The organism is Paenirhizobium cremeum, from assembly GCF_022884085.1.
Lineage (GTDB): Bacteria > Pseudomonadota > Alphaproteobacteria > Rhizobiales > Rhizobiaceae > Allorhizobium > Allorhizobium cremeum.
Genome location: NZ_JAGGCS010000008.1, coordinates 79,656 through 92,538, shown reverse-complemented (window position 1 = coordinate 92,538; position 12,883 = coordinate 79,656). Strand labels below are relative to the sequence as shown.

Sequence of the window (12,883 nt, the reverse complement as noted above, 5' to 3'; positions counted from 1 at the left end):
TCACTTACCTTCCCAAGCGACCGCCTGGCCTTCCCTGAGAAATTTTCCGCCTTCGCTCACGACCAGATCGTTGGGAGAAAGGCCGTTAGCCACAACGAAGTCGCTCCTGCGATAGCGGGCGACCGAAACCTTGCGGAGCGATACGGAGCTATTGTCGGAGTTGACCAGCCACACGGCGGGTTCCCCCCTGGCGGAAGTCATCGCGCTGTAGGGCAGTACGATCCCGTCAGCCGGTGCTGAGCGCAGTTTGCCAACCACAGGCGTGCCAAGAGGCCACCGCGCGGCCTCCGGCAACGCCACCTTGATCCTGATTGTGCCGGCTTTGGTGTCGATGACCGGGGAGACTTCGCGGATCTTCCCCTTCACCTCTTGCGCACGGTCGCCAACCGGGGCCACCGCGACATCCGTCAATGGCGGGCCGCCCAGAAAGAAAGCCTCGAAGACATCAAACACCACATCTCTCGAGCCGTCATGAGCGAGCGTGAGCACCGACTGCGCCGCCGAGACAACCTGCCCCACTTCCAGGCTGCGGGCCGTGACGATCCCGTCGGCCTCAGCCTTCAATTCCGTGTAGGACAGTGCATCCTCGGCTGTTGCAAGCCCGGCCGCAGCCGCCTCCAAGGAGGCCTGGGCACTCGTCAGATCCTTTCGAGCTTCGTCGAAGGTTTCTTGAGAGATGACCTGCAACTGCACGAGGCCCTTTGCTCGCTCGAATGCCAGCGTCCTCTGTTTGACCACCGCCCGCGCCGACTCCAAAGCAGCTCTGGCCACGCTGACATCGGCTTGCTGCTCGGTATCGTTGAGGCGTGCGAGAACCTCGCCGGCGCGAACATGCGCACCCACATCAACCCGCCTCTCGATCACCCTGCCACTGACACGGAATGAGAGCTCGGTCTGGATTCTCGCCTTTACCTCACCTGTGATTTCCGCAATCGGCTGATATTGAGCCGAAGCCGCCGAGATGACCCGCACCTGTTGCGGCGGCGGTGCGGCCTCAGTTGTGTCATCGCATGCCGCGAGACAGGCGCAGGCGAGACCAATTCCCAGAATTCGAAGGGGTTTCATTTTTTCTCCGATGCCGTTTGCAACCCTCAGAGAGCCGACAGTCATTCTGCAGACTTCAAATCTGATGGTTTTCAGGGCCATGGTTATGTTGACATCGTCCACTTATAGATTAAAGTAGACGACGTCAACATTGCTTCGGCGAAAATGTTGACGCGCGCAACATGAAGACCTAGACAGATGGGTATGACCAAATCCACGACCACCGCAGATCCGCGCCCCTACCACCACGGTGACCTGCAGAGGGCAATCGTAGATGCCGCGCTGGATGTCCTGAGCGAATCCCAGAGCACGGAGTTCTCGCTCCGTGAACTCTCCCGCCGAGCGGGCGTCAGTCATAATGCCCCTTACAAACACTTCGCCGACAAGCGCGATTTGCTGGCGGCCGTCTCGGCCGCTGGTTTTGAGCTCCTCGCAAAGCAGATGACCGAAGCGACGCAGAAACACGACAGTCCACGCGAGCGGCTGGCAGCCATGGCGCGTGCTTATGTGCGCGGCGGCGTCAACAATCCCGCGCTCTACCGGTTGATGTTTGGCGGTTATCTCACCGGTCAGGACGATAGACGGCCCGCGATTGAAAGAACTGCGGCTGAGAACATGAAAACGCTTCTGGTAGACGCGATAAGTAACGGAGCTCTCGGGCGCCTCATTCCAACCTTCGCGGCAAACAAGAGTGAGATTGACGGCGCCATTCTCATTTTTTGGTCACAGATGCATGGCCTGACATTGTTGCTGGTAGACCGCCTCGTCGGACCTCGCGAGAAGATGGATGAGCTGAGCGAAAGCGTCCTGCAAGGCATGCTGAATGGACTGGCGAACAGCATTCCCTCGATACCGGCGGGCGTGTGGGTAGGCCCTCCCCCCCGCGAGTAGAACCCTGCCTCCCCCGCGAGAGCATGGTGGCAGCCGACCCGAACAATTCGGCCATTTTGAGCGCCCCATCCAGTCAGGCGATGGGAGCGTTGTTAGGGAAACAGGCGGAAAGACGGCTGAATCCGTAGTGGTCGGCTTACCGTATGGGGTTGGAGGAAACAGAAACAACACATCGCGGCATGCTGATTTATAGATCGGCGCCAGCCCGGAAGCATGTGCCGTCTCTGCACGCCGTGCGAAACCCCTCGGGAACACACGGAATGCCGGATATACGACAGCCTTGTTCAACGGCCATTTACGCAGAAACGATCTTGCCGACCGTGCCGTTACCCCTTTGAGTCCGCGCTAGGCGGCGACGCCGTTCAGGGCGCGGCGGGCGGCGGCGAACAGGTCCGGGCGGTCAAGATTGACGTAGTCGACGCCGGCGGCTGCGATCTCGCGGTGAACGTCCATGTCATCACCGCCGTAATAGACCATTATCTCAAGACCGGCCATACGGCTTGCCTCGACAATAGCGGGGCGACGCATCTGCTCCGGCGTGATCTCGATGATCGAAGCGTGATGCACTGCGCCGACCAGAGAAGGAGACTTGGCGATATTGAGCGTCATCATCTTCCGGAATTCCGGAGCGATCTGTTGCAGCTGAAAACGCATCTCCTCGGAAAAGGAGAAATAGAACGTGTCGCGCACCATGCCGAGATCGCGCACCAGGGCCACGACCTTGGCCGGATCACAATGCTTCAATTCGATATAGACGCCGGCGCGGTGGCGCAGATGTTCCAGATACGCATCGAGCCGCGGCACAACCGCACCCTTGAACTTCTCATGGAACCATTCGCCGGCATCGAGCATATCGATCTCGCTCGACAGCGTGTGTCCGACCGGACCGGTGCCATTGGTCGTACGATCCAGCGTTTCGTCGTGGATGACGTAAAGCACGCCGTCGGCACTTTCGCGCACATCGAGCTCAATGTAGTCGGCGCCCTGTTCGAGGGCAAGGTCGGCGGCAGCAAAGGTGTTTTCCGGCGCCCGTGTGTTGGCGCCGCGATGCGATACGATCTTAGTCACTGAAAAATCCTGTCAGTTTGCCGGTTCGAGCTCTCTGGCCTGACGTTCGGCGTGGTGTGAGAAATGTGCGTGGAGATCGGCAAGGCGATTTCCGGAAGCGTCGAAGACGAGCGTCAGCTCGGGTTTGCAAGTAATGCCGACTTTGGCGCCGGGTGCATGCTGTACGGCCTCGCCGTATTCCAGGGCATGGATCAGGCCGGCCGGTGTGGCGATCGAATAGAAGACTTCGCGGCCCATCGGTTCGACGGTGACGATCTCGCCCCGGAGCGAGGTTTTCTGAGCAGTGATAAGCGTGAGGTCTTCCGGGCGAAGGCCGAATATCACGGCGCCATCGCATTCCCCATTGAGACCGAGCGCGGCTTCACCGAGCTGCAAACGGCGTCCATTGGCCTGGCCCTTCAGCAGGTTCATCGGCGGCGTACCGATAAAGCCCGCGACGAACAGATTGTCGGGACGACGGTAAAGATCTTCGGGCGTACCGATCTGGACGATTTCACCGTTGTTCATGCAGATGATCCGGTCCGCCATGGTGATCGCCTCAATCTGGTCATGGGTGACGAGCAGCGTCGTGAAGCCGAGACGCTTCTGGATGTTTTTCAGCTCTGCCCGCATAGTGATGCGCAAGGTGGCATCGAGATTGGACAGCGGTTCGTCAAGCAGGAGGATATTCGGCTCCTTGACGAGCGCGCGGGCCAGTGCCACGCGCTGCTGCTGGCCGCCGGACAGCTGCGAAGGACGGCGGTCGAGCAAGGCGTCGATCTGCACGAGTTTTGCGGCCTCTTCCACGCGTGTGGCAATCTCGTCCCTTTCCATCGCCTTGAAGCGCAGCGGAAAGGCGATGTTCTCGCGCACCGTCAGGTTCGGATAGAGCGCATAGGACTGGAAGACGATGCCGACATTGCGGTCCCGGGCATCAATGCGGTTGACATTGTGTCCGTCGAAGGCGATCTCGCCGCCGCTTGGGGCATAAAGGCCGGCGAGCAGAAAAAGCGTCGTCGATTTTCCGCAACCGGAAGGACCGAGAATGGCAACGAATTCGCCGTTCTCGATGGCGAGGTTCATCGGTTTTAGGACCTGGGTTTCGCCCCAGTTTTTCGTGACGTTGTCGAGGGTGATCCTGGCCATGATTGTTATCCCTTGATCCCGCCAAAACTCATCTGGGTGATGTATTTTTGCGAAAAGGTGTAGAGGACCAGCACAGGCAGGAGATAGACGACACCGACGGCGGCGATCATGCCGTAATCCGCGCCCATGTTGTCCTGTGCGACGAAGAAAAGATAAAGGCTCATCGTCATCTGGCTTTTGTCGATGAGCAGGGTCTGGACGAAGACGTATTCCTCCCAGCCCTTCAAAAAGGTGAAGGTGGCGACTGCGATCAGGCCGCTGCGCACCTGTGGCAGCACGACCAAGCGAAAGGCCTGCGCGCGGGTGGCGCCGTCCGTCACCGCGCTCATTTCGATGTCCCAGGGCACATTATCGAAGAAGCCCTTCAGCACGAAAATTGCAAACGGCAGTTCCAGCGCGCTCATGACCAGCACGACGCCCATCAGATTGTTGAGCAGGCCCATGTAATGAAGCTGGATAAAGATGGCGACGGTGAGCGCCAGCGCCGGAAAAGCGTGCAGCAACAGAAGGCCGCGAAGGAAGTTTTCGCGGCCTGCGAAGGCGAAGCGCGACAGGGCGTAGGCCGCAGGCGTGGCGACGACCGTCACGATCAGCGTCTGGGCCACGGCAAAGACAAGCGAGCTGCCGAGCGCTGCCCATATGGACGGCATCAGGTCCATGCGGCTGGTACCGGTATCGGCGATGTCGCGATTCCAGAGAAAACGGTAGTTGTTGAAGGTCAGGTGCGGTGCAAGGAAAATCGCCACCAGAATGACAACCACAATAGCGAGCCCGGCCCAGCAGAGCGCCGGTTTGCGCAGCCGGTCCACCAGGAATGCGAGCCCGATGGCCCCGATATAGGCGACGGCGGCGATTGCGGTGCTGCGCCAGAGGATCAGGCGGCCGAGGGCATCGTCCGACGAAGTCAGCGATTTCACCAGCAGCCAGAGATAAGGCAGGAGAACCGGTACGGAAACGATGGTCAAAAAGAGGATGATCGCGGACATAAAGCCGACGCGATTGACGGCTCCCCGGCGTTCGAGACGTGCCCAATGGTCCGACGTGGCGGGCGCGGGCAGAAGCGTACCGGTTTGAGAAATGGCCATCACAGCACCTCGATCTTGGGAGCAGCGAAGGTGGAGCGCATATTCGTGACGCGCCATTGCAGGAGCGTAAAGGTGATGCCGATCACCATCAGCCCGAGCGCCAGCGCCGCCCCATAGGCATAAGCGCCGTTTTCGAAGGCACGACGGTAGATGTAGAGCGCGTAAGGCGTGGAATCGTAGACCGGGCCCCCGCCGGTAATCAGCAGGATATATTCGTAGGTCGTCATCAGCGAGAGCGCCTGATAGATCGTAATGAAGCGGATCGGCTGCGACAGCGCCGGCGCCACGACATGGCGCAGCACACCCCATTCGCTTGCGCCGTCTACGCGCGCGGCATTGGCAAGATGGGAAGGGATGGAGCGGATCGACGAGGTGAGGATGACCATGGCGAAGGACGCGCCGACGACGCCATTCGCCAGGATGACCAGAAACAACGGAAAATCGTTGCGCAGATTGACCGGCGGCAGGCCGAGCGTGCCGGTGACCCGATTGAGCAGGCCCGAGGGCGTCGGATCGGCAATCCAGATCCACAAGATACCATAGAGCACGGCCGGCGACATGCGCGGCAGAAGCCACAGACCGCGGAAGAAATTGCCGAGTCGGTCGGGGATCGCCGTCGAGGTCATGGCAAGGAGCGCACCGAGGCCGACATTGAAGACGAAAAGCGTGGCCGCCACATAGATCAGCGTCGTCAGGAGAACGATCGGGATGCGCGCGTCGCGCTGCACGATCCGCTCGAAATTCTGGAACGTGAACTCGCCGACCCGAAGATTTGGACCCATATCGGTAAAGGCGATCACCGTATTGACGACGATCGGCGCCAGGAAAAACACGGCGAGAAGCGCAATCGCTGGCGCGAGATAGAATAGCGGCCGAGCCGGCCGATGGGGCCTGATCTGGAAGTTCGACATTCTGGAATACCGGTGAAAAGTCGATGCCGTCCGACTCGGGGCCGGACGGCAGGGATCGCGACCTGGCTTAGTTGCTGGCGGCGTCGCGGATTTCGATGTCGTCGCCAAACTGCAGATCAAGCTCGTCCGCGATGAATTCGACAGCCTCCTCGGCCGTCATCTTGCCGGTCTCCACAGCCTGCAGACCGCTGAACAGGACCTTGTTATAGCTGCCGAACTTCGTGTGGTTCGGCACGAACCGGGCATGCTGCATCATCGGGGAAGCCGCCGACAACACCCAGTTGTCCTTGTATTTCGGCATGGCCGTCTGCGCATTGCTGATCGCAGTGTGGTAGGACGTCACAGCATGCTCGTTGTTGAAATACGGCAGCGAGGCAAGCGCCACGAGATCGGCGGCAATGTCGGCATTCTTGCTCTTGGCGTTGACCGTGTAGAGCAGCGGATGCGACAGGTTGGCGGGCTTTCCGCCCTTTTCGGCGGCCGGCGCCGGAATCCAGCCGATCTTGTTGAAATAACCTTCCTTGTCTGTCGGCCAGGTCGCGCCGTTCTTTTCGCCGAGCTGCCAGGCAACCGCCCAGACACCCTGATGGAAGACGAACGCCTTTTCCTGCTTGAAGGCACCCTGGATGGCCTCCCAGCTCATGGCGGTGTTGTCGACCGGGGTCACGCCTTCCTTGGCATTGCGCTCGTACCAGCCGAGCGCCTTGGTCATCTCGGCCTTCGGAAACACCAGCTTGCCGGTCTTCTCGTCCATGAACTTCACGCCATAAGACTGGAAGACCATTAGGTAATCGATGCCGACATTCGGACGATGCAGCATGCCGTACTGGGCCGCCTTGCCGTCGACGACTTCCTTGGAAAGGGCCGTCAGGTCATCGAGCGTGAATTCACCCGCCTCGACCTTGGCCGGCAGGCCCTCGATAAAGGTTTCGTCCTTGCCGATCTTGCGCAGCATGTCCTTGTTATAGAAGAACATGCGGATTTCTGCATCCTGCGGTACGCCATAGATCTTGCCATCCGTGGCCTTGGCCGCATCCCACAGCACCGGCAGGATATCGCCATAGACCCAGGGAGCGGCAGCGATCCTGTCGTCCATCGCGAGGGCATATCCGTCCTGGGCAAACTGGCCGATCCACTCATGCGGCAAGACGTAGATATCCGGCCCTTGACCGACAGAAAGCGCCTTCAGGGTTTCGAGCGCCAGATCGTCCCAGCCCTTGACGGCGCTGTTGTTGGCCTCGATGACGATGCGCTTGTCCACGCCGGCCGCCTTGAACTGCCGGTTCATGATCTCCGCGGCACCTTCGATATTGGTGACGCGGCCCGGCGCGCTGCGCTCCGCCAGCGTGGAGATCTTGATCTTGATGTCTTCGGCATGCGCCGACGCGGCGGAAAGAGCGGAGATCGCCACAGTGGCGAGGAAGGCAAGAGATTTGGTCATGGTGCGTCAATCCGGTTGATGATTTTTATTTAATTAAGTTGCTTAAGTAACGAGAGTATGACATCGCCGATCCCGTGATGTGGAGAGCGGATCGTGGCAACTGACAGACGCATGCCTTTTGACGGAATAGGGAATACCCAGGCAGCCGTACTGCGCTATCTTCGCCGCAAACGGTCCGCATCACGCGCCGAAATCGCCGAGCTCTGCGGCGTGACCGCGGCGGCCGTCAGCATGATGACGCGCGATCTCATCGAGCGCGGGATTGTGGTGGAAGGCGCCCGCCGTCAGGCCGGCCGCGGAGCGCCGCATATCGATCTCACGCTCGATCCCTCAGTCGGTTACGCTCTCGGAGCCCATGCGAACCGTTTCATGGTCACGCTCACCCTGCTTGATTTCAGCGGCGAGATGGTGGGCGAACTGCAATTGCCGGGGAGCTACGACACTTTCGCCGATGTTCAATCGAAGATCCAAGAGGGCAAGGAAGAACTGCTTGGCAGAAACAAGATTGCAGGCGACCTGCTGATTGGCGCGGGCATAGCCATGCCGACCCGTTTCCGGCGGGGCACCGCGAGCCTCGATCTTGCGCAGGAGGTGATATCCTGGGCCGGATCGGACCTGAACATTTCGCTGCGTCAGGCGCTTGGCTGTCCGGTTGTCATCGAAAACGATGCGAATGCCGCCGCCATGGGGGAATTCACGCTCGGCAACAGCGTCGGCCACGAAAACTTTGTCTATCTCTATCTCTCGGAGGGTATCGGAAGCGGCATCATCATCGACAGGGAGCTTTATCGAGGCAATTTCGGTAATGCCGGCGAGATCGGAGCGTTGCGCCCTCGTGGTTTGTCGAGGCCCTCGTTTGAGGATCTTGCCGAATGGTGCGCCGGCCACATCGGTCATGTTCCGACCGGCCGATCGCCTGAATCCTGGATGGATTATCTGACCGCCCACCGGACCGTTCTCGACACCTGGCTTGAGCGCGCGGGACCGGAAACAGCACGCTTGGCCTTTGCGGTCACCGCAATCCTCGCCCCCTCCGCCATCTATATCGGGGGGACGCTACCGCGCCTGGTGCGCGAGCAACTCCTCCGTTGGCTGGATTTCGCCAACTCCGATCCGTTCGACGGGGCGCGCGTCGTTCAGCCGGAGCTTTTGCTGCCAGAGGTCTCGGCCACAGATGCGGTCGCGTTCGGAGCCGCCGCGATGATCCTCCACAATCTGGCGCAATTGGATTGGTGAACCGGCCCGGCCGGTGCTCCCCACCCACCAGAAAACGCCAGTGCTTCGATCCCATTCAACCGTAAAAAGTATCGCGGTATTTCGGGCGAGACCGGCTTCCACCACTGCCTGAATTGCCCTAGCGGACCAGCCAGCCGCCATCGACCGGCAGCACGGTGCCGGTGACGTAACCGGAGGCCGGCGCGGCGAAGAAGATCACCCCGGTCGCCAGGTCGTCCGGCGTTCCCCAGCGTCCCATCGGAATACGAGCGGAGATTTGCGCATTGCGCTCTGGATCGTTGCGCAACGCTTCCGTGTTGTCGGTCGCCATATAACCTGGCGCGACGGCATTCACGGTAATGCCATGGGGCGCCAATTCGTTGGCCATGGCCTTGGTGAGGCCGGCGATACCATGCTTCGACGCGGCATAAGCGGGCACGCGAATTCCACCCTGGAATGTCAGCATGGAGGCGACATTGATGATTCGTCCCGCACGCGCGGTCGAGACCATGTGCCGCGCAACCGCCTGCGACAGCAGGAAGGCGGCCTTCAGGTTGACGTCGAGCACGCTGTCCCAGTCCTGCTCGGAGTAGTCGAGCAGGTCGCTGCGGCGGATGATGCCGGCATTGTTGACGAGGATGTCGACACCACCGAATGCTGCCGAGACTTCGGTGACGATCGCGGACGTATCGAAGGGTTTGGAGAGGTCGACAATCAGGCTGTGAAATCGCCTGCCGGCTTCCCGGACCAGGCTTGCCGTTTCCGGCATCGGCGACGAACCGAGCGCCGTTATATCGGCGCCGGCCCGCGCCAGCGCGAGCGCCATGCCTTGGCCGAGGCCTGTCCGCGCCCCGGTCACGAGGGCGGTCTTGCCGGTGAGGTCAAACAGCGTATTCAAGGCGAATTCCCTTATCGTCGAAAAGATGGATGGGGGCGGCGGCCAGCGATAGATTGATGTCGGCGCCCGGCGCGAGGTCGTGTTGGCCTGGGGCGACCACTAAAAGTTTCTGGCCTGCGACATCGGCATGCAACACGGTTTCGTGGCCGAGCGCCTCGACGAGGCGGACCGTCGCGGGAATGCTGTTTTCACCGCGCTCAAGGGTGATGTGCTGCGGTCGAACGCCCACGGTCACAGGCGATCCGGCGGCAACCATACCGCCCCGGACCGGAACCTGAAGCCGGTGGCCCCCCTTGAGTGTCGCGACCGCCGTGTCGTCGTTCACCGCTTCGAGCGTGCCTTCGAGGAAGTTCATATGGGGCGAGCCGATGAAGCCGGCGACGAACCGATTGGCCGGCCGGTTATAGAGTTCGATCGGCGTCCCGATCTGCTCGATACGGCCGGCGCGCAAGACCACGATCCGGTCGGCGAGCGTCATCGCTTCGACCTGATCGTGCGTCACATAGATCATCGTCGCCGAGAGGCGTGCGTGCAAGGCAGCGAGCTCCGCGCGGGTGGAGCCGCGCAACTCCGCGTCGAGATTCGACAGCGGCTCGTCGAGCAGGAAGGCGACGGGGCGCCGAACGATCGCGCGGCCGATTGCAACGCGCTGCCGCTGGCCGCCGGAAAGCTGGCCGGGTCGGCGATCGAGATAGGGTTCAATCTCGAGCATGCGCGCGGCTTCGGCGATGCGCTCGGCAATTTCCCCCTTCGGCATCCGGGTGTTTTCGAGGCCAAAGGCGAGGTTCTGGCGCACACTCATATGCGGATAGAGCGCGTAGGATTGAAAGACCATGGCAAGACCCCGGTCGGCGGCCGGCACGTCGTTGACGACCTTGCCGTCGATCGCAAGTTCGCCGCCGCTCGGCTTCTCCAGGCCGGCGATCATGCGCAGGAGCGTCGACTTGCCACAGCCCGAAGGCCCAACGAAAACGACGAATTCACCGTCCTTGATCTCCAGGTTGATGTCATGAAGCACGTCGATGGCGCCGAAAGACTTGGTCACGTTGGTTAGCTGGATGTGGCCCATGGTGCCCCCCTTATTTCAGTCCGGTGCCGGCGATGCCGGTGGTGATGAAGCGTTGCAGGAAAATGAAGACCAGGACGACCGGGATCATCGTCACCACGGTCATGGCGAGGATGAAATGCCACTGGACGTTCAGTTCGCCCGAATAGATGCTGAGTCCGACCTGCAGCGTGTAGAGTTCCTTGCGCGACAGCACGATCAACGGCCAGAGGAAGTCGTTCCAGCGCCAGACGATGGAAAAGATCGCAAGCACGGCAAGCGCCGGCGCGGTCAGCGGCAGGACGATGCGCCAGTAGATCTGCCATTCCGAGGCCTTGTCCATGCGTGCCGCATCGATCAGCTCGTCGGGGATGGTCAGCATGTATTGGCGCAGGATGAAGACCCCCGTCGGCGTGGCCACCGTCGGCAGAATGACACCCCAGAGATTGTTGAACAGGCCGAGTGCCGAGACGATCGAGTAAAGCGGCACCATAATCACCGACAGGGGCACCATCAGGGTCGCGAGGATCAGGAGCATGGCGAAGGTTCGGCCGCGAAACTCGTATTTGCTGAGCGCGAAGGCGGCCATCGAATTGACCACCAGCGTAATCAGTGTCGCCGTCACCGTGACGAAGACCGAGTTCCAGAGATAACGGACAAAATCGAAATGGGTGAAAGGCTCCGTGTAGTTGTTCGTCGCGAAGGACATGGTGCGCACTGGCGTCCGCTCGGCGATGTTGACCTTGACGATCTCGGTCGGCTTGTCCGGCGCAACCATCTGGCTGACGATGCCGATGCGGCGTACCTCGGCGAGCACTGTCTTGCTGCCGTCGGGCAGCGTCACCTCGTAAAGGTCGAGCGGCTTGTCGTAGCCTTCTACGGTCGCCTTCTGCGTCACATAGGGCATGATCGTCGGCGGGAATTCGGCAAGGGCGGCCGGCGACTTGAACGATGAGCCGACGAGCCAGACCGCCGGGCCGAACATGACGAACAGGCCGCCGATCAGCCAGACCCAGGTGAAGATATCGGTCCAGTGCCAGCCCCGACCGCCGCGGCGGCGAAAGACAAACTCGACTACACGGTTCATTTGCGGGCTCCCTTCTTCTCGCCTTTGCGGCCGAGGCCAAGCTGGACCAGGGTGAGGATCACCAGCACGATGCCCATCAGGATCGAAGCCGCCGCGGCAAGGCCGGGATTGCGCAACTGCGTGGCAAAGCCCGTCTCGTAGATATACTGGGTGAGATAGAGCGTGCTGGTGCCCGGTCCGCCTCCGGTCAGCACATAGACCTCGTCGAATATCTGCACCGCCCGGATCAGGACGAGCACAACGACGACGAGCAGGTTGGGCATCAAAAGCGGCAGCGTAATCCGCCAGAAGGCGCGCGCCGGGCGGGTGCCGTCCATTTCAGCCGCCTCGTAGAGATCCTTCGGGATAGCCTGGAGGCCGGCCAGCAGGATCAGCGTGTAGAAACCCATATGCGCCCAGATCGAGACACCGACAGTCGCGGCAAAGGACCAGTTGCGATCGTTGAGCCAGGTATAGGGCTCGAAGCCCAGGCTGTAGAGACCGAAATTGAGCAGGCCCTGGCGCTGCAAAATCCACTTCCAGATGAGGCCAACGACCACGGGCGAGAGCAGCACGGGAAAGAAGAAGACCGCCCGCCAGAAACTGCGCGCCATCAGATCGCGGTTGAGGATCAGGGCGGTCACCAGCGAGAAAAGGATCATCAGGCTGACCTGAAGCACGACAAACCAGGCCGTATTGCCGACGGCGGTCCAGAAGGTGTCCTCGGTGCAGCTGTTCGGATCGGTGTAATTCACGCAGTCGAACAGGCGCGCATATTGCTCGCCGCCGACGAAGCTCCTGTCCGACAGGAAGAGCGCGGTGCCCCCTGTCATGGAATAGGCAAAGTTGATGAAAAACGGCAGCAGCACGAAAACGCCGAAGATCAGCATGTTCGGCAGCAGGAAGAAGGTCGCCATACCACCGATGCCAAGCCGTCGCTGCACCCAGCGCAACGGCGCATCGATGGCGCCCATCAGGAGGCGAAAGGGCATCATGGCCGCTTCGCCGAGGCCGGGGCCACTTCGTATTGGTACATCTGCCTTCATTGCAGCCTCCTCACCCTACAGGCCGTGCGTGGTGGCCTGAGCTATAAG

12 protein-coding genes are annotated in these 12,883 nt (G+C 60.9%); 2 read left to right on the top strand and 10 right to left on the bottom strand.

Annotated features, from left to right (window positions below):
• On the bottom strand, nt 1-1,065 hold the full coding sequence (locus J5N58_RS15555) for an efflux RND transporter periplasmic adaptor subunit (protein WP_113444196.1): 1,065 nt from the start codon (nt 1,063-1,065) through the stop codon (nt 1-3).
• 183 nt (nt 1,066-1,248) lie between these two features.
• On the opposite strand from J5N58_RS15555, the gene J5N58_RS15550 reads away from it, so the two are divergent.
• Nucleotides 1,249-1,935 carry a TetR/AcrR family transcriptional regulator gene (locus J5N58_RS15550; RefSeq protein ID WP_112829888.1) on the top strand — a complete coding sequence of 229 codons (687 nt, stop codon included), beginning with the start codon at nt 1,249-1,251 and terminating at the stop codon, nt 1,933-1,935.
• A 345-nt stretch (nt 1,936-2,280) separates the two neighbouring features.
• Here the strand turns inward: J5N58_RS15550 and ugpQ are convergent, their stop codons facing one another.
• The 5 genes from ugpQ to J5N58_RS15525 form a co-directional block, all read right to left on the bottom strand.
• Entirely contained in the window at nt 2,281-3,003 is a 723-nt protein-coding gene (gene ugpQ / locus J5N58_RS15545) for a glycerophosphodiester phosphodiesterase (RefSeq protein ID WP_113444195.1), read from the bottom strand.
• A 12-nt stretch (nt 3,004-3,015) separates the two neighbouring features.
• Nucleotides 3,016-4,128: an ABC transporter ATP-binding protein gene (locus J5N58_RS15540; RefSeq protein ID WP_113444194.1), complete on the bottom strand. Its 1,113-nt coding sequence runs from the start codon at nt 4,126-4,128 to the stop codon at nt 3,016-3,018.
• Between the two features lie 5 nt (nt 4,129-4,133).
• Nucleotides 4,134-5,213 (bottom strand): carbohydrate ABC transporter permease, encoded by a 1,080-nt coding sequence (locus tag J5N58_RS15535; RefSeq protein WP_112829746.1) that lies wholly within the window; start codon nt 5,211-5,213, stop codon nt 4,134-4,136.
• Complete coding sequence (locus J5N58_RS15530; RefSeq protein WP_112829745.1) at nt 5,213-6,124, bottom strand: carbohydrate ABC transporter permease; 912 nt, start codon at nt 6,122-6,124, stop codon at nt 5,213-5,215. Before J5N58_RS15530 ends, J5N58_RS15535 begins: the two co-directional genes overlap by 1 nt.
• Before the next feature lie 67 nt (nt 6,125-6,191).
• Complete coding sequence (locus J5N58_RS15525) at nt 6,192-7,565, bottom strand: ABC transporter substrate-binding protein (RefSeq protein ID WP_113444193.1); 1,374 nt, start codon at nt 7,563-7,565, stop codon at nt 6,192-6,194.
• 111 nt (nt 7,566-7,676) lie between these two features.
• On the opposite strand from J5N58_RS15525, the gene J5N58_RS15520 reads away from it, so the two are divergent.
• Entirely contained in the window at nt 7,677-8,801 is a 1,125-nt protein-coding gene (locus tag J5N58_RS15520) for an ROK family transcriptional regulator (RefSeq protein ID WP_113444192.1), read from the top strand.
• Nucleotides 8,802-8,919: 118 nt separating this feature from the next.
• On the opposite strand, the gene kduD is transcribed toward J5N58_RS15520, so the two are convergent.
• From kduD to J5N58_RS15500, 4 genes are read right to left on the bottom strand one after another with little or no spacing between them, the layout of a single operon-like run.
• Nucleotides 8,920-9,678, bottom strand: a complete 759-nt coding sequence (gene kduD / locus J5N58_RS15515; protein ID WP_113444191.1) for a 2-dehydro-3-deoxy-D-gluconate 5-dehydrogenase KduD — start codon at nt 9,676-9,678, stop codon at nt 8,920-8,922.
• Entirely contained in the window at nt 9,662-10,747 is a 1,086-nt protein-coding gene (locus tag J5N58_RS15510; RefSeq protein WP_113444190.1) for an ABC transporter ATP-binding protein, read from the bottom strand. The genes kduD and J5N58_RS15510 overlap by 17 nt, the downstream gene beginning before the upstream one ends.
• Before the next feature lie 10 nt (nt 10,748-10,757).
• Entirely contained in the window at nt 10,758-11,810 is a 1,053-nt protein-coding gene (locus tag J5N58_RS15505; protein WP_112829740.1) for a carbohydrate ABC transporter permease, read from the bottom strand.
• Nucleotides 11,807-12,835 carry a carbohydrate ABC transporter permease gene (locus tag J5N58_RS15500; RefSeq protein WP_112829739.1) on the bottom strand — a complete coding sequence of 343 codons (1,029 nt, stop codon included), beginning with the start codon at nt 12,833-12,835 and terminating at the stop codon, nt 11,807-11,809. Before J5N58_RS15500 ends, J5N58_RS15505 begins: the two co-directional genes overlap by 4 nt.
• Nucleotides 12,836-12,883: the final 48 nt, after the last annotated feature.

Coding starts and splice junctions, on each gene's coding strand:
- J5N58_RS15555 (WP_113444196.1), bottom strand. CDS start 1,065: ATGAAACCCCTTCGAATTCTGGGAATTGGTCTCGCCTGCGCCTGTCTC.
- J5N58_RS15550 (WP_112829888.1), top strand. CDS start 1,249: ATGACCAAATCCACGACCACCGCAGATCCGCGCCCCTACCACCACGGT.
- J5N58_RS15540 (WP_113444194.1), bottom strand. CDS start 4,128: ATGGCCAGGATCACCCTCGACAACGTCACGAAAAACTGGGGCGAAACC.
- J5N58_RS15535 (WP_112829746.1), bottom strand. CDS start 5,213: ATGGCCATTTCTCAAACCGGTACGCTTCTGCCCGCGCCCGCCACGTCG.
- J5N58_RS15530 (WP_112829745.1), bottom strand. CDS start 6,124: ATGTCGAACTTCCAGATCAGGCCCCATCGGCCGGCTCGGCCGCTATTC.
- J5N58_RS15525 (WP_113444193.1), bottom strand. CDS start 7,565: ATGACCAAATCTCTTGCCTTCCTCGCCACTGTGGCGATCTCCGCTCTT.
- J5N58_RS15520 (WP_113444192.1), top strand. CDS start 7,677: ATGCCTTTTGACGGAATAGGGAATACCCAGGCAGCCGTACTGCGCTAT.
- J5N58_RS15510 (WP_113444190.1), bottom strand. CDS start 10,747: ATGGGCCACATCCAGCTAACCAACGTGACCAAGTCTTTCGGCGCCATC.
- J5N58_RS15505 (WP_112829740.1), bottom strand. CDS start 11,810: ATGAACCGTGTAGTCGAGTTTGTCTTTCGCCGCCGCGGCGGTCGGGGC.
- J5N58_RS15500 (WP_112829739.1), bottom strand. CDS start 12,835: ATGAAGGCAGATGTACCAATACGAAGTGGCCCCGGCCTCGGCGAAGCG.